Raw genomic sequence first — 17,617 nt, forward strand, 5'->3', positions numbered from 1 at the left:
CGGGCCCTCACTTGCCGGTGGGGGCCTCTTCTCTGTCTGGGGTCCGTGACTAAGACAGGATTGTCAGCATCTCGACATCGTCGTCGACATCACGACAGGCTGCAAGCAACCGGTCGCGCAGGTGCGAGATGACGTAGTTGGCATGAAAGCGGCTGGGGGCCTTCAGAACCAATCTCCCCCCTGCCCTGCTCTCCCGTGTGAGAGCCTGGATCCAGGCGGTGTAGGTGGCACCATCTTCCTGATGCAGGACGGCCTTGGCCAGGCTCCACTCTGTCCCGTCAGAGACATCAGGCGCAGGTGCTGCAGTCCCGGTCATCAGAGGTACGACATTGCGCTCAGGTTCGTTTGCGCCTTTCATCCGATGTTCAAAGTCAGGCCCGACCGCAGGCCAGCTGGCTTTGGTGTCTTCCAGGATCCTCTCGAGATCAAAGCCGTATTCAGTGACGCGACCCCGGGCTCCCTGGCGCTTCACGATAAGCCAGCCCAAAGCGCGCAACTTGGCCATTTCGCGTTTCACGGTTCGTTCGTCTACAGACCACATTCGTGCGATCTCGCGCTGACCAACGGCGAGTTCATCACGCTGCCAGTTGTAGCGCGCCGTCATCAGGGTCATGAACCGAAGAACCAGCCGCTGTGGTCCTTTTTCCAGCGACAAGGCATAAGTCCCCATCGCGGTCAGAATATCATACTTCAATGCCGAGGCATTACGCCCGACTGGTTTATTGGCAAGCATGGCTGCCCTCATGTCTCCGTCCGTGCGCGAACGGGTGCCTCGTCGTCTCATGTTGGCCATGAGATCCTGCTGGACGTTGATGGCTGGAAAAAGGACCGGTCCTCTCTTTGCCAAGAGGTATGGGTCAGTGCCGAACTCAACGCATTTCAGTTTGTGTATCCGATTTGCGTCCAGCGGCACGATTCTGTCAAGGGCTCAGTGATCGGGTATCCATCCCCAATTCCATTTTTGAATCAAAAATCGGTATTAATTGGTATTGGGTGACAGTCAGGGCGTCCCCTAATAGTGCAAAAATGTCCCCCAATATGTCGAGGGCGGGAAAGCAGTGTCACCCTATATAAGGGTCTGTAGTGCCTCAAAAGACTCTCAAGATCCGCGTGGCCCCATGATGTCGTTCCGAATCGGATGCCCCATAAAATAAGGGAATTCAGGCGCTTTTCCGCAGGATGTCCCCGCGGGGACAGGACGCTGATTGCTACGATAATAGGTTTTGCGTTTTTTGCAAATTCGGCGTAAACGGGTTTTGAGGAAGAAAAAGCGTCCGAAGGCAAGAATAATGTCGGACGTAAGATTGAGGAGCAGAGATGTTTACCCATCAAGACCTGGCACAGATGCAGGCGCAATCTCTCAAGATGCAGACCTGGATCCGGCAGCAGACGTTTTCACCACAGATGGAAAAAACCCTGCGCCGCTTTTCCAGCTGGGAAGTGGCGGAGCTGATTTTCAAAGTCAACCAATCCACCCTGCGCGGCCGCCTTGCAGCAGACCCAAGCCTGCCGCAAGGCCATGTTGAGGCCGATGGCCGACAGCGTTGGTATTCGCTGGAAGAGATCAACGAGCTGCGCCGACGCCTGAAGGTCAACCGCAAGTCGCTGATGCCGGAACGACCGGCGGGCAAACGCGCGCTGCGGGTGGCGGTCTCAAACTTTAAGGGCGGTGCCGGGAAATCCACCGTGGCGCTGCACTTTGCCCACGCGGCGGCGCTGGATGGCTACCGGGTTCTCTGCGTTGATTTTGACCCGCAGGCGACGCTGTCCCATTCGATGGGGTTGAGCGACGTGACGGAGGACTACACCGTCTGGGGGATCATGGCGCGCGATCTGGTCCGCGAGACAGAGCGGATGAACGCCACGACCCGCGGCGCAGAAAGTGGTAACGCCCTGCCCGAACGGCGCCTGCCTGACGCGATCACAGGCATGGGTTTGCAGGATTTGCGGATCAGCGACTTTGTCAAACCAACAAGCTGGCCAACCATTGATATCATCCCAAGCTGTGCCAACGCCGCCTTTGTTGAATTCGCCTCAGCGCAGTATCGTCATCTCAATCCGGAATGGTCATTCTTTGCGGCGGTATCGCGCTACCTCGATCAGCTGCCCTCCGAGGATTATGACATGATGATCTTCGACTGCCCGCCGGCCATTGGCTACCAGTCGATGAATGCGGTGTTTGCTGCGGACATGCTCTATATCCCGTCCGGGCCCGGATATTGGGAATATGACTCCACCACCTCTTTTATCGGGCAGCTGTCCGAAGCGCTGGAAGATCTTTCTGCCTTCAACGGTGTTGTCCCCGCGGGGACATTCAGCCTTCCCAAGGTTTTCCAGGAGGTCCGCTTTCTTCTGACGCGCTATGAATCCGGCAATGACTTGCACCGGGCGATGCGTGATGCGTTCTTCAAGGTGTTTGGTGATCGGATGACAGATCACCCGATTGAAATGACCCGGGCGGTTGAACAGTCGGGGCGCTTCCTGAGCTCGATCTACGAGATCGACTATCGCGATATGACGCGCGAGACCTGGCGGCGCGCACGGGCGTCGTTTGATCAGGCTTACGAAGAATTCAAGGGCAATGCCCTGGAGGCATGGAACAAGCTGGAGGATGAGGCATGAGCAAGCGCAGAATGTTCGACATCAACTTTCCGTCTGACCCCGCGCCGGAGCCCTCCCCTGCCCCGGCCGTGGAGCCCCCTGCCCGCGCACCTGAAACCAAATCTATGGGCCGACCGGGTGACGCGCGCCGTGGGCCGATGGCAACTGCGATCAGCGAAAACGCCGATGCGCTGCGGGCCCGTGCCGAAGCAGAGCAAAACATCCGTGCCGAAAATGACCGGCTCGCGCATGAGTTCGTTCGCCTCAAAAACTTGGGTCTGGTGGTGGACCGTATCCCGCTCGACAAGATTTCGACGAGCAAGTTGATCCGTGACAGGGCGGTAAATCGTGACCCTGATCTGGATGAGCTGAAAGAGTCGATCCGCGATCTTGGGCTGTCCAACCCCATCCGGGTAGAGGAAGACGGCGACGGCTATCAGCTGGTTCAGGGCTTTCGCCGGTTGTCGGCCTATCAGGCGCTTTATGCCGAAACCGGAGACGAAATTTACGGGCAAATCCCCGCAGGTCTGGTGGCACGCGGCGAGACGCTTCAGGGCCTTTATCGGCGCATGGTGGATGAAAACCTTGTCCGTCGTGACATCTCATTTGCCGAGATGGCGCAGCTCGCGCTTTCTTATGCTCAGGATCCGGAAACCTCCTCCGAGACGGTCGAGGATGCGGTTGCGATCCTGTATGCCTCTGCCGGGCGGCAGAAGCGCAGCTATATTCGCCACTTCGCTGAGCTGCTTGAACTTATCGGTGCAGAGCTGTCCTTTGCTGAGGCTATTCCGCGGGCGCTTGGTCTGGATCTGAAAAAACGGCTGGTCGAAGATCAAACGGCAGTCGAACGGCTCAAGGCTGTGCTGCGCGGTGCGACCTTTGCCTCCGCCGAGGAAGAACTGGCTGTTTTGAAGGAGGCGTTGAAAGCCCCTACCGAAATGCGCGAAACCGCCACCACGGAAAAGAAACCCGGCATGGCCAAGACCACATTGCGCTGCGTTGTCCCCGCGGGGACAGTGCGCTGCCAGGCGCGGGATGGCCGGATTGAAATGGCGATGGAGCGGGATTTTTCTGCCGTGGATCAAAAACGGTTGGAGAATGCGATCTCTGCCTTCTTTGATGCGCTGGACGGTGACGGCTGATCCTTGAAAGGCTGAGCACACAACCATCTACGGACCAGAAAGGTCGCCCCCCGGGGCGGCCTTTTTTTCTGGCAAAGCGCACGGCGATGGTTAACAGTCATTAATGTAGCTGCCGCATCCGCCCTTAGCCCCTGATCCATCTGCCGGGTCGCGGGTTTTGTCGGGTGCCTTGTTTTGGCTTCCCTCGGTCCTGCCGGACCAGTTCTTGTCGCGTCCCCGCGGGGACGGCGGCGCATATTGCCGTGTGGTCCAGCGCTCTGGCCTGTGCGGTATCATTTGTCATGCCGCTTTGTGGCCCGTTGTGGGCCACAGGGCCTGGGTCCAATTCGTTTCAAATGGAACCCTCTAAGATGGGTATTGAGTTTGTGTTAAACTTTATGAATGAGGCATCAATAGGCGGCAATTATGGCACAATCCCGCCATGCTTCGCCTCAAAAACCAAACCTGAGGCAAGACCGCTCAAGCGGCCATCAGGTTTGGAGACGCCAGAATGACCACGACTGAAGACACCGATCCCATTCTTGATCTGCGCCTGCCGGGGCAGCAACGGGACGAGGATGATTGGCTGGTCTCAACTTGGAACGCGGGCCAGTCCGTCGATACCAAATGGTCTGCAGAAAACGTGGTCATCAATTCCGATGGAGCGGTGGAACTGCATTTGACGTCCGACAATGACGCTGGTGAGCGGACATTCTCTGGCGGAGAGATCCAGTCAGAGGCCGCGCATGAAACCGGGGTTTGGTCCTGGACCGCACAGGCGCCGGATATGCAGGACGGCACTGTTTTCGGGATGTTCCTGTTTCAGGAGGACTATCAAAATGACCGCTGGCTGGAGTTCGATTTCGAGTTTGTGGGCGCCGACACAACACAGGTCCAGCTGAGCATCCATATGGAGGCCGAGGACGGCAGCAGGATCCGGCTGGCGGATGGCCCCGCGGGGACACAGGTCATTGATCTTGGGTTTGACGCCTCGGAGGGGATGCATACCTACGAAATCGAGCTGACGGGTAGCAGCGCGATTTTCCGGGTGGATGGTGTGGTTCTGGCCGAATACAGCGCCGCAGATATGCCGGGGCAGGTTTGGTATTCCGGCCCGGTCAAAAGCTTTGCTGATCTCTGGGCGGTATCGGAAAAACAATCGGCCTGGGCTGGCACGCCCGATCCCGATGCACCGCCTCTGGTCGCGGTTATCGAAGAGGTCAAATTGCCGGGGGACGACGGCACGGATGGAAACCAATCTTCCTTTGCCAGCGAGGTCACGGGGACCTCTGCCGCAGAAGATCTGTTTGGCACAGAAGGTGATGACCTGATCCGTGGTGCGGCGGGCAATGATCAGGTTGTTGGCGACAAGGGGGCTGACCATCTTTATGGCAACCGGGGCCGCGACATCCTGCGTGGAAAGGAAGACGATGATTTCCTGTTCGGCGGGGGCGGTCGTGACCGCTTGGCCGGTGGCAGCGGAGACGACCGTCTGAATGGTGGCGGAGGGTTCGACCAGCTGCGTGGCGGCGGGGGCGCCGATGTTTTCGTGTTCAAACCTGCGGGTGGGGCGGATCGGGTCAATGACTTCCGGCTGTCCCACGGGGACACTCTTGATTTCAGTGCGCTGGGGATAGACAGCGCAGACCAACTTCGTTGGCTGGATGGCGAGCGGGGCAGGGGGACACGCGATCTCGTCCAGATGGAAACCGCGGATGGGTGGAAAAACATCGCGGTGATCAATGACAAGGCAGAGGTGCTGACGCTGGACCTGTTGCTTGCGCAGGATGCGATCCTTTTCTAGACATATGTGTACATTAGTGTCTGATTAGCTGTTTAGAGCCTTCCAACTGTCCCAAGGAAGGCTCTCTCTCCCCAAGAGAGCGGGCAGGGCCCGCAGATCATCCGCAAAGATCCCCAGCATGGTTTCGCGGTCGCATTCGGTCATCGGTGGGACCACCTCCCGCATGTTTTGAGAGTTTGCCTGCAACAGGGTCGCAACCGGTCCTGTCTGTTTTACCCGCGCGAGCGCGTCTTCCAGACCTGCCTTGCGCAGTTGGTCCCCGCCCGCACGCAGCGCGCGCCGCAGGAGCGGACTGCGGGCGCGGTCGCTTTCGTTGCGCCGCTCCGTCAGAACGGGTGAGACGTAGGCGTCATCCAAGCCTGCAAAGCGATACACTGTCTGAGCGGCGGCAATCGGATCTGCACTGATCTCTTCTGCAAGCAGCACCAGCACCTGTGGAGGCCCCATCGTGTCGAGCCAGCGGCTCAGGTGGCGGTGGTAAAACCCCTGTTCGACATACGCGGGATTGTTTGCCAGCCCCTGTGCAAAAGGAAGCGGGGGGATGTGGCCCTTGATCACTTCGTGCAGGTGGTTCGAATAGGCGCGCGCGATGGGGTCCCGTAGCAAGCAGACGATCTTGATGTCTGGGTCGAAGGCTTTGACGCGCGCGGGGCAACGGGGATCGTAGAAATACGATGGTGATGCCTCAAAGCGGACGGGTTTTTCAGCGCCGGTCGCAAAGTGGCCGCAGTACCAGCTGTAACCGCGATCAAAATAGGCGCTGAAGAAGTCGATCTCCTTCGGGTCGGAGACGGCGGCATCGGGGTGGGCGCCGATCGCGGCATGGATGAAGGTCGAGGCACATTTCTGCGCGCCGATCCCGATTAGCGTCGGGCCGGTTCGGTGCAATTCTTGTGACTCTGACTTGCCGGGGGAGGGGGCCCTGCGCTGCTCACTCATCTTGGTGCCTTGGTTGGTCTTTGTTGTTCGGTGCTTTGCGGTATTAACAAGTCTTAACATTTTGCTCTACTGGCGCCACGGAAAACGGGCTGCTAGATCTGGGGTAAGACAAAGATGGGCAGGCAGATGCAGGGACCGGGCGAAACAACACCGGCGGGGCAGGCGAGCGCGACGGCGCCATTGGTATCCGTCATCATGGCAAACCATCAGGGCGCGGCCTATCTGGAGGCGGCTGTCCGTTCCGTACTGTTGCAGAGCCATGACCGGCTGGAGCTTATTGTTGCGGACGATGGCTCGACCGATGGTTCGCTTGAAATCCTCGACAGATTGGCAGCACAGGATGCCCGCATTGTGGTGCTTTGCCACGACAGCCCGTCTGGGCCTGCGGCCGCCCGAAACCGGGCTCTGAGCCATGCAAGGGGGCGCTGGCTGGCAATATGCGACTCTGATGACATCATGCACCCAGACCGACTTTCGCGGCTCCTGCGGGCTGCTGAGGCGCTGTCAGCAGACGCCGTGGCTGATGATATGATCCATTTTGCCACCGAGCCGCTGGCAGCCCCGCAGAGTGTCTTGGGTGAAGCTGCAACGGCGGACCCGTGGCAAATTACAGCTGCAGATATGCTGCGGATCCCGGCCAAGGGGCAGGGGGGTGGACAATTGGGGTATCTCAAGCCGTTGATGCGACGTTCCGCGCTTGAGGCGCTGCGCTATGACGAGACGCTGCATATTGGTGAGGATCAGGATTTATATCTGCGGTATCTGCTGCAGGGGGGCACGATGTGGGTGCTGCCGGAGGCTCTGTATCTGTACCGACGCCACCCTCGGTCATTGTCATATCGATCCAGCCAGGCGCAGGTTCTGGCAGCAATGGACGCGATGGAGCACCTGTGCGGCAGTCTGGATGCGGATCAGCTGAAGGATCTGAAAGAGATTATCGCAGATCGCAGGCGTATTCTGGAGGGCCGTCTTGCGTTCGAAGCCCTTGCCGATGATCTGAAAGCGGTCCGATTGTGGACGGCTGCACGTGGCTTGTTGCAACGGCCCGGATTGCTGCGACCGCTTCTGGTTGCGGTCTGGGCAAAACTCTCGCGTCGGATCGCCCCTGCTGATGCCGGGCGAGAGAGCCGGACCATCCATCTGATCGCGCCGGGTCAGCCCCATCCCAAGGCCGGAGAGTGGCGGCGGGTGCCAGATTTGGGTGCGGATCACGCGCAAAGCCCGCTGTGGGCAGAGCTGTGTTTCATTGCGTCGCGTTGCGCGCTGACATTGACCTACGGCGATCCGGCAGGTTTGTCGGCCGCGTGGCGGGTGCCTGCCGCTCAGGACATCGTGGCCCGGTCTGATGTGCAAAGTGATCTGCCCAGACCGTTTTTCGGTGATGGCGGCAAAAATGGATAGATCCGGTCCGCTCGTCTCTGTGGTGATGGCGAACCGCAATGGGGCCGCTTACATCGGGCTCGCGATTTCGGCGGTACTTGCACAGACGTTGAGCGATCTGGAGCTGATCGTTGTCGATGATGCCTCAGAAGACAACAGTTGGGAGATCATCCAAGGGTTTGCAGCCCAGGACAAGCGGGTTCGAACATTGCGGCGCACCTCGGTGGGTGGCCCGGCTGCTGCGCGAAATGAGGCACTGGCGATAGCGACAGGGGAATGGGTGGCGATCTGCGACAGCGATGACAGTCAGCATCCAAGTCGTTTGCAGCTGATGCTGGCGTCTGCCCTGAAACTGCAGGCCGATTTCGTTGCCGATGATCTCATCCTGTTTTCAGACCGGCCAATGGTGCGGGGCGAGACGATCCTCGGACAACATGCGCCAGCAGAGCCGCGACGATTGGGTGTTAACGATATCGTCTTGAGCGGCGTGGAGCGATCCGGCCTGCGACACGTCGGTTATCTGAAGCCTCTCATTCGTCGCGATGCCCTGCAAAAATTGGAGTATGACAGCGCGCTCCGTGTTGGAGAGGATTACGACCTGTATCTGCGGTTGGTGCTGTCCGGTGCAAAGATGTGGGTGTTGCCGATGGCGGCCTATCTCTACCGGCGCCATGCGGGATCGGTGTCTTATCGCAACGTGCCTGCGGATCTGACGGCGCAGATGGATGCCCTCAGGCGGATTGCACAAGATATCAACGCCCCGCAGATCGACACCGCTCTGCGCAGGCGGCTGCGATCCCTGAAACGGCGTCACGCGCAGCTGGTGCTGGCGCGTGAGGTGCGAGCGGGGCGCTGGTTGCGGGCTGTCTGGCTTACGCTGGGCCGGCCGGATCACCTGGTCTGGTTCGGTGCGGTTGTGCGAAATCGCGCAGGCTTGCGGCTGCAGGCTGCTGTCTCGCGGTTTTTGCGCCGACCGGTGGTTTGGCATCTGGGGGAGGGCGCCGGAGCGCTGCCTGTTCCGCGCCGATCCGACGGTTCACTGGATTTGAGCCATTCTGCGGCGGGGTTCTGGTCCAAGCTTGCAGCGGCCGCCTCTCGCCGCGTCGTGCGGCTGCGCATAAGCGGCACCATCGGGCAGTCAGCGGCTTGGATGGTGCCCGCAGCCCAAGCCACTGTGACTGGATCGACAGCGCAAGACGCGTTACCCATTGTAGCAGATCCCGCTTTGGCAGCGTCTGAGGCGAAAGGGACAAGCCCGAGCAGCAAAGGGGCAGCACAATGACCATGACAGCGGATGCCGACCCGCCTCGACCTCAGGGGGAGAACGCATCGAAAACCAGCTTGCGGCGCAATCGCGGCGGGTTCTGGTTGACCCGTGGGCAGATCCACATGGGGTATCTGATCCTTGCGGCGATGTCAGGAACCGGTGTTGTGTACCGCCTCGGGTTTCAATCTCCGGGCTGGATGGCGCTTTATGCGCTGACAGTGCTGTGGTTTCTGCGGGACTGGCGACAGAGCGCCAAGATCATATGGCAGGCCTGGCCGGTGCTGCTGCCCTGTTTGGTTGCGATGGCGTCAACCCTGTGGAGCGTCAACCCACCGGTTACGGCATATCGTAGTTTTCAGCTGACGATGACGACGTTGATTGCGATCCGGATTGCGTCTGCCATTCCGGCGCATCGGACAATGATTGTCGTCAGCCTGACCTCTGCGATTGGTGTGGTGTTTTCCTACCTGAACTCGGTCGTGACCTTTCTTGCGCCGGCCTACCACCCCAATGGCGCGTTGAAAGGCATCTACATGCACAAGAACTCGCTGGCGAAGGCGACCGTGAACGCGGCGCATGGGCTGGTGAGCCTTGGTTTCTATTGGCGCATGGCTGTGGTCGGATTGGTGGGCGCGGCGCTGATGATCCCGGTCCTCGGCATGGCGCAATCGGCAGGGGCCTATGTGACTTTTGCCATCCTCGCAATCTACGTGCCGGTTCTCTACATCCGGCGCTGGGGGGGCACCGCACGGCGCGTGGCGTTGGTGTTTTCGCTGATGGTGCTGTTTCTGGTGCCGCTTGTGATTGTCCTGTCCGGAATAGATGCGCTGGGATTGCTGCTGGAAAAGCTGGGCAAGGACAGCACATTGACCGGGCGGACCGTGATCTGGGCTTTTGGTCTGGAGGAGATCGCAGAGGCCCCACTGGGTGGGGTTGGCTTTGGGGCGTTCTGGTCAGTTCCCTCATATGCGCGGCTATATATCGAAGCCTATGTGGATGAGGGGCTTTATTGGTTTCACAACAGCTATATCGAGCTGATGGTCGGCAATGGGCTGTTGGGTGCTGTCACCTTTTTCGGCTTGCTGATTGGCGTCGTGATCCGTTGCTTTCAGTGGTATCTGCAGGATGGCAGTGTCACAGCCGGGTATTTCCTGTTCTACATTCTGATCAATCTGGTCGCAGCCCTGTCGGACAACGTCATCTACAATGAGCATTCGATCCGCCACATGCTGATCGCGATGGCGTGGATCTATGCCGGTCGTGCGCTGGGGCGATGGACGGACGTGCCGCGCAGTGGCTAGGGGCAACTCACAACGGCAAACCCATCGCAGCCTCAAGCGCCGGATCAAGCTGGCTGGCTATCCAGCTGCGATCTTCTGCGCTGATGAGACTACCGGGAGTTTTGGGCTTTACGTTGCGATCCGACCATGACCAGCCGAAATGCCCCTTTGGCACCTTCAAATCCGGGTGTGGGGGCACCGGGCTGATCTCGGCCAGACGTGCGATGATGGTTTCAGGGGATGTGCTGACCTCATCATGGGTGGTGAAAACCACCTTTGCGCCCCGCAGAGGAAGGGACAGCAGCGCTTCGGCCTTGGCGCGCCGCAGATCTAGGAGGTTGGCAAAGGGTCTCCCCGTGATGGGATGCAGATCCTGATTGAGCGGCTGGTTTTCCGCCGGGCTGGATCGGGGCAGGTCGAACCACTGTGGTACGTCGACGATGCTTTGCCATTCGGAGCGTATAAAGTCGGAAAATGCCAGGGCTCTCAGCTCTGGTCGGCTATGCCAGGGTTTGCCGTACATGCTTTCGAGCCAACCATAGGGTTCGCGAAAAATGACGACAAAGACGACATCTGATGGGGCAGCGATGAAATTCGGGAAAGCGTGTTTCCACATCTCATATCGCGGTCGCGCATGGGTGAAATTCTGCAGGATCAGCTGATCCAGAAAATTGGTGCCAGAGCATCGCTCTCCCAGAACCTGATAGTTCAGGACCGGAAGCCCGATTGCACGGCGGGCCAGATTTCGGGATTTCCGAACGAGAGAGGAAACCTGCATGATGCCTGCCCGTCAGCCGCGATAGTAGTTGTCGTGAGACCGTCGCGCCGGGCCGTAGAGCGGTTTGCGCCCGGCCTTGACCTTGGTCAGGACAATGCCATCGGGGCTGCGCCCACCTTGTTCCAACTGGCGCAGGGCATCGGCAAAGACCGATTGGCGTGTGGTGTTCCACTGGGCGAGTAGGATCAGGAGATCAGCGTGGCGGCCAATGATCCGCGCGTCGGGCACCACCGAGATGGGCGGTGTGTCGATCACGATAACATCCCAATGGTTGCGAACCTCTGCCAACAGATCCGGCAGACCCCCCTGGCTGAGCAGGTCTGCAGCACTCCCGCTGACGGTGCCTGCAGGCAGAATATCCACCTGACCCAATGCTCCGGGCAGGATGGCGTCAGCCAATGCGACCTTGCCGGACAGAACATCCGACAGACCCGGATGCTGATTGCCGTTGGCGAGCGGGTTGGACAGATAGTGGCGGCGGATGTCACCGTCGATCAGCAAGACCGATTTGCCGATTTGCGCAATGTTATGCGCCATCGCGGCGGACAGTGTCGATTTTCCATCCCCGCTCTCGGCAGAGGTAAAGACGACCACCTGAGGCGGGACATCGTCGCGAGCCATCAAAAGAGAGGTGCGCAGGTTGCGAATGGCCTCACCGTCGCGGGTTTGCGGGCCAAGGGCGGCAGCATCCTCGGGGCGGACCTTTTGGGTGAACTGATCAAGCACGGCGATCACCGGCACAGATGTGATGTTGGCAATCTGGCTGGCCGAATGCAGGCGGGCGCGGGTCAGTTGCAACGCAACAACCAGAACCGTGCCAATGAACCCGCCAAAAAACACCGAAAGGATCAGGATACGGCTCTTTTGGGGGAGGGCGGGCCTGTCTGGTGGGAAAGCCCGCGAGATCACCCGGCTGTCGGCGCGTTGCAGCCCCACCTGCATGGAGGTTTCTCGCAAACGGTTCTGGAAGTTTTCAAACAGCAGGCGGCTGGATTCCGCATCGCGCTCTGCCTGAACGATTTCAGTCAGCGCATCGCTTTGTGTGGCGATGGTGATCTCAAGCTCGGCCATTGAGGTGCGGATGGCCTGTTCCTTGGCCTCGGCCTCGCGCAGATCACGGGCGGCCTGAGCAAGAACCGCACGCCAGCCAGTCTGCGGATCGCTGGCGCGGCTCATCAATGCGCCATAGCCAAAACGACGGGCTGCGGCGCGTTGATCTGCTTCTGTTTGAACGGCGCTCAGTTCCGCCTGGGCAGAGGCGCGGGACGCGACCTCTTCGCTGCGTTCAGAAAGCGCGCTGCGCAGGGAAATCAGCCGGTTTTCCAATCCGATCAGCTGGGCAGGGCTGGTTACGTCTGCCTGGGCCCGAATTTCTGCAACGCGCCGTTCGTTTTTTTCCAACTGCCCGCGCAGTTCAGTCACCCGTTCAGCCAGCCAGCCGGTCGCCTGTGCGGTCACATCGAGTTTTACGGCCACCTGGTTTTCGACATAGATATCTGCAAATGCATTGGCGATTTCGGCAGCCTTGAACGGATTTTCGCTAAGAACCCAGATCGAGAAAATATAGGTGTCGGGGATGTTCACCACCTCGACATTCGACAAAAGCGTCTGGATCACCTTTTCACGCAGGAATGCGGGATCGGGGTCGCCGGTTATCTGATAGATCTCCATTCCGAGGATCGTCTTGATCGCGTTCTTCAGGCTCTGGACTGGATCAAATCCGGGATCACGGAGCAACATGTTGAATTCAGGATCCGCAACCAGATTGAGCCGGTCAACAACCTGGCCGCCCAGCTCGCGGCCGCCGAGAATATGGACTTCGGTTCGGATCACCTCGTCCGTTGCTGACAAGCTGCTGACAACGCTTTCGATGTCGACGACCTTTTCATCCCGCGGATCAAGCACCAGCTGCACTTCGGCTCCGTACAGGGGGACCGCAGCGATGAAGCCGCGCCAGACGCCAAAGGCGAGACCCAAAAGAACACAGAGCAGGATCAGCAGGCGGCCGCGCCAGATGATCGCGAAAATCGCACCGAGATCGAGCACTTCTTGCCCGTCATCAGCGGCAAAGGACGTCTTTGGCGTAGACACGTGGTTGACCCCATCGTTGTTGTTGCGCCCCCAACCCCCTTGCGCTGCACGATACCGCCTGGGGCCGGGTCTGGATTGTCCGGCCAGACTACGCGCAAAAATCAATCTGTTCCAGCGTCCTCCGATCCGCTAGACAGGTTGTTAACACTTTGCAGGCCGATAAGAGCATGAAGAAGAGCAGGCAAACAGGCGAGGTTGGTGCGCGTGACGTCACCGACGGGGCGCAGGCGCTGCGCATCCTGCTTGTGATCCCGACGCTGAATGAAGCCCAACACATTGTTGATTGTCTCGACAGTCTTCTGTGCGATCCGTTGCTGCAAGATCCTGACCGGTGCAGCGTGGTCGTGGCCGATGGTGGCAGCACGGATGGCACGGTTGATCTGGTGACGGCCTATGCGGCTGGCGCGCCCTGTCCTGTGCATGTGATGCGCAATCCCGATCGCATCCAGTCGGCAGGCATCAATCGGGCTGTCGAACACTACGGAGATGGGTTTCACCTGCTGCTGCGGTGCGACGCGCATGCGCTGTATCCTCAGGCATTTGCCAGTGATCTGGTGGCGGCATTTCGGGACGGCAGGGAAAAGGCATCCGTCGTGGTCCCGATGGTATCGACCGGACGCACGCCATTTGGCCAAGCGGCAGCGTGGGTGGTGGATACCCCTGCGGGATCAGGCGGCTCTGCCCATCGGGGCGGTCGCCGTTCGGGATATGTGGATCATGGCCATCACGCGCTGATGGATCTGACCTGTTTTCGCAAGGTGGGGGGATATGATCCCGACTTTAGTCACAACGAAGATGCAGAGCTCGATTGGCGGCTTTCTCAGGCTGGCGGCCGCATCTGGCTGGCGGGGGATGTGCGGCTTGGCTATATCATGCGAGATACCCTTGGCGCGCTATCACGCCAATACCGCAACTATGGGGCAGGGCGGGCACGGACCATTCTGAAGCATGGAATGCGCCCCCGGCTGCGGCAGCTGATCCCCGTCTTGAATTTCGTGGTCTGTGTGCTGGCTGTCCTGATTTCACCACTTTTTCCAGTCACGCTGTTTTGGCCTGTTGCCTATCTTGTGGCGCTCGCGGCCATCAGCGGTCTTGGAGTGCGAAAGCTGGGTGGAAAGGGCGCCTGGGCCGGCGTGGCCTTGTTTGCGATGCACATGAGTTGGGCGGTCGGATTTTTGGGAATGACACTGCGCCATTTCTGGCGGGGAATAGGAAAAGGCTGAAACTGATGCAGCGGATCTCGGTCCTTCTTTGCACATATCGACGTCAGAGCGTGGTTGAGACACTTGCCTCGCTGGCCCGACTGCGCGCGCCTGAAGGGTGTTTCATCAACATCATCGTGGCGGATAACGACGCGCGCCCCAGCGCCGAACATCTGGTGCGGGAGGAACCGGGCAGTTGGCCGGTGACCTATGTGCATGCGCCGGCGGCCAATATCTCTGTTGCGCGCAACGCCTGTCTGAGCATTGCACGTCAGCGTGGCTCTGACTGGATCGCCTTTATTGACGATGATGAGGTTGCGCCGGAGGATTGGCTTCTGCAGCTGATGGCTTGTGCGTTGGATGGGCAGGCCGATGTGGTGTCCGGCCCGACCCTGACACGCTATCCGGCAGATGCGCCTGCATGGATGGTTGCGCAGGACTGGCACAGCAACTGGCCAGAGATCCGGCGCAGCGCGACGGGGCAGATCAGCCCGCGCCAGACCGCCCACAGCTGCAATGCGCTGGTCCGCTTTTGTGGCACACCTTGGAGCGACGTGGAGTTTGATCTGAAACGCGGCACCAGTGGTGGGGAGGATACGGCGTATTTCTTTGCACTCTCTGCCCGTGGCGCGACGTTTGCAGTCAACCCGGACGCGGTTGTCGAGGAGGATGTCTCAGCTGATCGGCTGACATTGGCGTGGTTGGCCAGGCGGCGCTATCGCATGGGGCAAAGCTATGCCTCTGGGTCCAGTGGCTGGGCTGCCAAAAGTCGGCTTATTGTTCTTGCGCTTGCCAAGGTGATCTATTGCCTGTGTGCGGCCTTGATGAACGGGATGTCAGAGGGGCGGCGCAACTACTGGATTTTGCGCGGTCTCTTGCATGTGGGTGTCTTGTCGGGATGCGCCGCCCTGCCGCAGCCGCAGATCTACGGCCAGTCCAATCAGTCAATACGCGCGCCGGGGGAATAGGTTTGGCGCGGATTGTCTGCTTTGGGTCTGATCTGACGGATGTTGCGCAACTGCGGCGTCTCAGCTCGTTTCACGAGCTGGGGCATGAGGTGATTTCGGTCACGTCCCGCAAAGGACCAAAGCCTGAGGTCGCGTGGCAGAATATTGATCTGGGGCAGATCGGCCAGCACGGTCTCATGAAGAGAGCTGCGCTCGCACTCAAAGCGGCGCTTGCAGATCCGCGGCTTGCGCCGATTGTGGCGTCCGCTGATGTTCTGGTTGCGCGCAATCTCGACATGCTGGCGTTGGCTTGCGTGGTGAAGAGGCGTAGCAAGAGCACAGCGCCAATCGCCTATGAGGTCCTGGATATTCACAGCCTGCTGGAAGGGGACGGCGCTAAATCCCGTCTGGCACGTCTGGCAGAGCGGCGCCTTTTGCAGAGCGTCAGTGCGTTGTGGCTCTCCTCTCCCGGGTTCCACCGAGGCTACTTCTCGAACCGGCAGGGGTATGACGGGCCTTGGCATCTGGTCGAAAACAAGCTGGTGCTGGTAGATGATGCCCGTCGCCCCGACCCCGTCGCCGACAGTCGAGATGCGGGGGTGATCCGTCTGGGCTGGATCGGCGCGATCCGCTGCCGCCCGAGTTTTGAGTTGCTACTGGAAACCGCAAAGCGGATGGGTGGCGCGGTGGAGCTGCATATTCATGGGCAGATCCACGACCACGTCCTGCCGGATTTTCACGACCGAATAGCGGACGTGGCGCAGGTGGTGTTTCACGGCGCTTATGCCTATCCCGATGGTCTGGCGGCCTGTTACGGCTCTTGTGACGTGGTCTGGGCGCAGGATCTCTGGCAGGCGGGCGGGAATTCGGATTTGCTGCTGCCAAATCGGATCTATGAGGCAGGCTGGCACAATTGCCCGGTCATCGCGCTGTCAGGCACTGAAACCGGTCGCAAGATTGCGCAGACGGGGCAGGGGTGGACGATCGATGCTGCAACTCCTGACGCGCTGATTTCATGTCTGTCAGCGTTGGATCAACAGGCGATCAAAGCCTGTTCCCAAGCGATTGCGGCGATACCGGATGCGGTTTTTCGTCAGACAGAGGCCGATGTGACAGGTCTGCTTGGATCTGTGGGGATACCGGCGCGGTCGCACAGGGCTCCGTAAAGCTCCATGAAACGTTGCCCGCCGCGTAAGAGCGAGAGGTTTTCGACCACATAATCGCGCGGACGAAAGCCATGCCGCTGGTTCCAGAATTGATCAAACCGCTCTTCCATATTCTGGGTGGTAAAGCGCAGCCCACAGCGGTCATCGAAATACGGGACTGAACTGGGGGTGACAGGCCCCGGCGCGATCCGCTGTTGGCTGGGGTCGCTGAGTTTCCCTTCATCCCAGGCAAAAATGGGCAGTCCTGACGACATCGCCTCCTGACAGGCGAGCCCCTGCGTTTCATGTTCGGTGCAAAATACCATCGTGCGACTGCGGCCTAGGCTGGCACGAAACTGTTCAGGGGTGTGATGGCCATAGTGGATCTCTTCCACGGCCAGTCCGCGGGCCTTGAACAGCGCGCGAAGGGGGGCCATGAGATCAACGTCACGGGTTGGGACCTCCCATCTAACCTTGTTGTAGAGAAGGATATCGACGGTTTTGGTTTGGCTGGAAAGATCCGGCCAGGCATCGGTGTCGATGCCGACAAACATCGGGGCAAACAGGTCTCTGCTTTCTACCGGGTTGAGCATGATCGGCCATTGTGACGGATAGGTGACCGTCGCCAGGTTCATGCGTTGTCTGAGCGCGGCCAGATGGTCTGGATCAGGCACGCGGCCAGGACCATAGAGGATCGGGTTCTGCAGGCCGAATCGCGCCAGCGGAGCAAGATATCCGCTGAAGCCGACAGGGTAATCCGGGTTGCGGCGCGCAAATCCAAAGTCATTTATGCAGATTTCATGGCCAAGCATCTCAAGGCTTTTGGCGAGGTTGCTGAAGGCAACATAAAAGCCGGTACTGGGCTGGGCCCCTTTCATCAGACGATAGTGATACCGTAGCCGCTCGCGTAGATGAGACAGTGGCCGACCCCCTGGGAAATCATAGGCCTTCAGGTCATAGCCATCAAAAAACAAAGGAATTTTCACAGCGATACCCGATAAACAATCACTTCAAAATGTTCACAATGGTTAGCAGACAGGCGCCCCTGCGTCGATTGAATTA

At 59.4% G+C, this 17,617-nt stretch carries 14 protein-coding genes; 9 read left to right on the top strand and 5 right to left on the bottom strand.

Annotation, left to right across the window (positions count from 1 at the left end):
* Positions 1–49 precede the first annotated feature (49 nt).
* Positions 50–733, bottom strand: a complete 684-nt coding sequence (locus NIT7645_RS17775; protein WP_008563361.1) for a DnaA N-terminal domain-containing protein — start codon at positions 731–733, stop codon at positions 50–52.
* 584 nt (positions 734–1,317) lie between these two features.
* Between NIT7645_RS17775 and NIT7645_RS17780 the strand changes: the two genes are divergently transcribed.
* The 3 genes from NIT7645_RS17780 (at position 1,318) to NIT7645_RS17790 (ending at position 5,526) form a co-directional block, all read left to right on the top strand.
* Positions 1,318–2,622, top strand: a complete 1,305-nt coding sequence (locus tag NIT7645_RS17780; RefSeq protein ID WP_008563394.1) for an AAA family ATPase — start codon at positions 1,318–1,320, stop codon at positions 2,620–2,622.
* Positions 2,619–3,743, top strand: a complete 1,125-nt coding sequence (locus NIT7645_RS17785; RefSeq protein WP_037303224.1) for a ParB/RepB/Spo0J family partition protein — start codon at positions 2,619–2,621, stop codon at positions 3,741–3,743. The genes NIT7645_RS17780 and NIT7645_RS17785 overlap by 4 nt, the downstream gene beginning before the upstream one ends.
* 490 nt (positions 3,744–4,233) lie before the next feature.
* The gene (locus tag NIT7645_RS17790) at positions 4,234–5,526 is read left to right on the top strand and encodes a family 16 glycosylhydrolase (RefSeq protein ID WP_008563556.1); all 1,293 of its coding nucleotides are present in this window, start codon (positions 4,234–4,236) and stop codon (positions 5,524–5,526) included.
* 24 nt (positions 5,527–5,550) lie between these two features.
* Here NIT7645_RS17790 and NIT7645_RS17795 read toward each other — a convergent pair whose 3' ends face one another.
* Positions 5,551–6,465: a sulfotransferase domain-containing protein gene (locus tag NIT7645_RS17795; protein ID WP_242656139.1), complete on the bottom strand. Its 915-nt coding sequence runs from the start codon at positions 6,463–6,465 to the stop codon at positions 5,551–5,553.
* 126 nt (positions 6,466–6,591) lie between these two features.
* Here NIT7645_RS17795 and NIT7645_RS17800 point away from each other — a divergent pair, with 126 nt between their 5' ends.
* Genes NIT7645_RS17800 through NIT7645_RS17810 form a run of 3 tightly spaced genes read left to right on the top strand, consistent with a single transcriptional unit; the run spans position 6,592 to position 10,413 of the window.
* A complete protein-coding gene (locus tag NIT7645_RS17800; protein WP_110732350.1) occupies positions 6,592–7,866 on the top strand; it encodes a glycosyltransferase family 2 protein in 1,275 nt (424 codons plus the stop codon).
* Positions 7,859–9,127, top strand: coding sequence for a glycosyltransferase family 2 protein (locus NIT7645_RS17805; protein ID WP_159420190.1), 1,269 nt, complete (start codon positions 7,859–7,861; stop codon positions 9,125–9,127). The genes NIT7645_RS17800 and NIT7645_RS17805 overlap by 8 nt, the downstream gene beginning before the upstream one ends.
* On the top strand, positions 9,124–10,413 hold the full coding sequence (locus NIT7645_RS17810; protein WP_008563467.1) for an O-antigen ligase family protein: 1,290 nt from the start codon (positions 9,124–9,126) through the stop codon (positions 10,411–10,413). The genes NIT7645_RS17805 and NIT7645_RS17810 overlap by 4 nt, the downstream gene beginning before the upstream one ends.
* Positions 10,414–10,420: 7 nt before the next feature.
* Here NIT7645_RS17810 and NIT7645_RS17815 read toward each other — a convergent pair whose 3' ends face one another.
* Together NIT7645_RS17815 and NIT7645_RS17820 are read right to left on the bottom strand one after the other, a co-directional pair.
* Entirely contained in the window at positions 10,421–11,170 is a 750-nt protein-coding gene (locus tag NIT7645_RS17815) for a hypothetical protein (RefSeq protein WP_008563517.1), read from the bottom strand.
* A gap of 12 nt (positions 11,171–11,182) precedes the next feature.
* A complete protein-coding gene (locus NIT7645_RS17820; RefSeq protein WP_008563519.1) occupies positions 11,183–13,261 on the bottom strand; it encodes a GumC family protein in 2,079 nt (692 codons plus the stop codon).
* Positions 13,262–13,428: 167 nt separating this feature from the next.
* Here NIT7645_RS17820 and NIT7645_RS17825 point away from each other — a divergent pair, with 167 nt between their 5' ends.
* The 3 genes from NIT7645_RS17825 to NIT7645_RS17835 are packed head-to-tail and all read left to right on the top strand — an operon-like array spanning position 13,429 to position 16,576.
* The gene (locus tag NIT7645_RS17825; protein ID WP_050687686.1) at positions 13,429–14,484 is read left to right on the top strand and encodes a glycosyltransferase family 2 protein; all 1,056 of its coding nucleotides are present in this window, start codon (positions 13,429–13,431) and stop codon (positions 14,482–14,484) included.
* Between the two features lie 5 nt (positions 14,485–14,489).
* On the top strand, positions 14,490–15,431 hold the full coding sequence (locus NIT7645_RS17830) for a glycosyltransferase family 2 protein (protein ID WP_008563401.1): 942 nt from the start codon (positions 14,490–14,492) through the stop codon (positions 15,429–15,431).
* A 2-nt stretch (positions 15,432–15,433) separates the two neighbouring features.
* The gene (locus NIT7645_RS17835; RefSeq protein WP_037303223.1) at positions 15,434–16,576 is read left to right on the top strand and encodes a glycosyltransferase family protein; all 1,143 of its coding nucleotides are present in this window, start codon (positions 15,434–15,436) and stop codon (positions 16,574–16,576) included.
* Here the strand turns inward: NIT7645_RS17835 and NIT7645_RS17840 are convergent.
* Positions 16,504–17,541, bottom strand: a complete 1,038-nt coding sequence (locus NIT7645_RS17840; RefSeq protein WP_050687688.1) for a glycosyltransferase — start codon at positions 17,539–17,541, stop codon at positions 16,504–16,506. The two genes, NIT7645_RS17835 and NIT7645_RS17840, sit on opposite strands and share 73 nt — an antisense overlap.
* Between the last annotated feature and the right edge of the window lie 76 nt (positions 17,542–17,617).

Origin of the sequence: Phaeobacter italicus (assembly GCF_001258055.1) — a bacterium.
GTDB lineage: Bacteria > Pseudomonadota > Alphaproteobacteria > Rhodobacterales > Rhodobacteraceae > Phaeobacter > Phaeobacter italicus.

Bases quoted from the DNA above. Each gene is read 5' to 3' on its own strand.
- NIT7645_RS17775 (WP_008563361.1), bottom strand. From the start codon at position 733: ATGCTTGCCAATAAACCAGTCGGGCGTAATGCCTCGGCATTGAAGTAT.
- NIT7645_RS17780 (WP_008563394.1), top strand. From the start codon at position 1,318: ATGTTTACCCATCAAGACCTGGCACAGATGCAGGCGCAATCTCTCAAG.
- NIT7645_RS17785 (WP_037303224.1), top strand. From the start codon at position 2,619: ATGAGCAAGCGCAGAATGTTCGACATCAACTTTCCGTCTGACCCCGCG.
- NIT7645_RS17790 (WP_008563556.1), top strand. From the start codon at position 4,234: ATGACCACGACTGAAGACACCGATCCCATTCTTGATCTGCGCCTGCCG.
- NIT7645_RS17795 (WP_242656139.1), bottom strand. From the start codon at position 6,465: ATGAGTGAGCAGCGCAGGGCCCCCTCCCCCGGCAAGTCAGAGTCACAA.
- NIT7645_RS17800 (WP_110732350.1), top strand. From the start codon at position 6,592: ATGCAGGGACCGGGCGAAACAACACCGGCGGGGCAGGCGAGCGCGACG.
- NIT7645_RS17805 (WP_159420190.1), top strand. From the start codon at position 7,859: ATGGATAGATCCGGTCCGCTCGTCTCTGTGGTGATGGCGAACCGCAAT.
- NIT7645_RS17810 (WP_008563467.1), top strand. From the start codon at position 9,124: ATGACCATGACAGCGGATGCCGACCCGCCTCGACCTCAGGGGGAGAAC.
- NIT7645_RS17815 (WP_008563517.1), bottom strand. From the start codon at position 11,170: ATGCAGGTTTCCTCTCTCGTTCGGAAATCCCGAAATCTGGCCCGCCGT.
- NIT7645_RS17825 (WP_050687686.1), top strand. From the start codon at position 13,429: ATGAAGAAGAGCAGGCAAACAGGCGAGGTTGGTGCGCGTGACGTCACC.
- NIT7645_RS17830 (WP_008563401.1), top strand. From the start codon at position 14,490: ATGCAGCGGATCTCGGTCCTTCTTTGCACATATCGACGTCAGAGCGTG.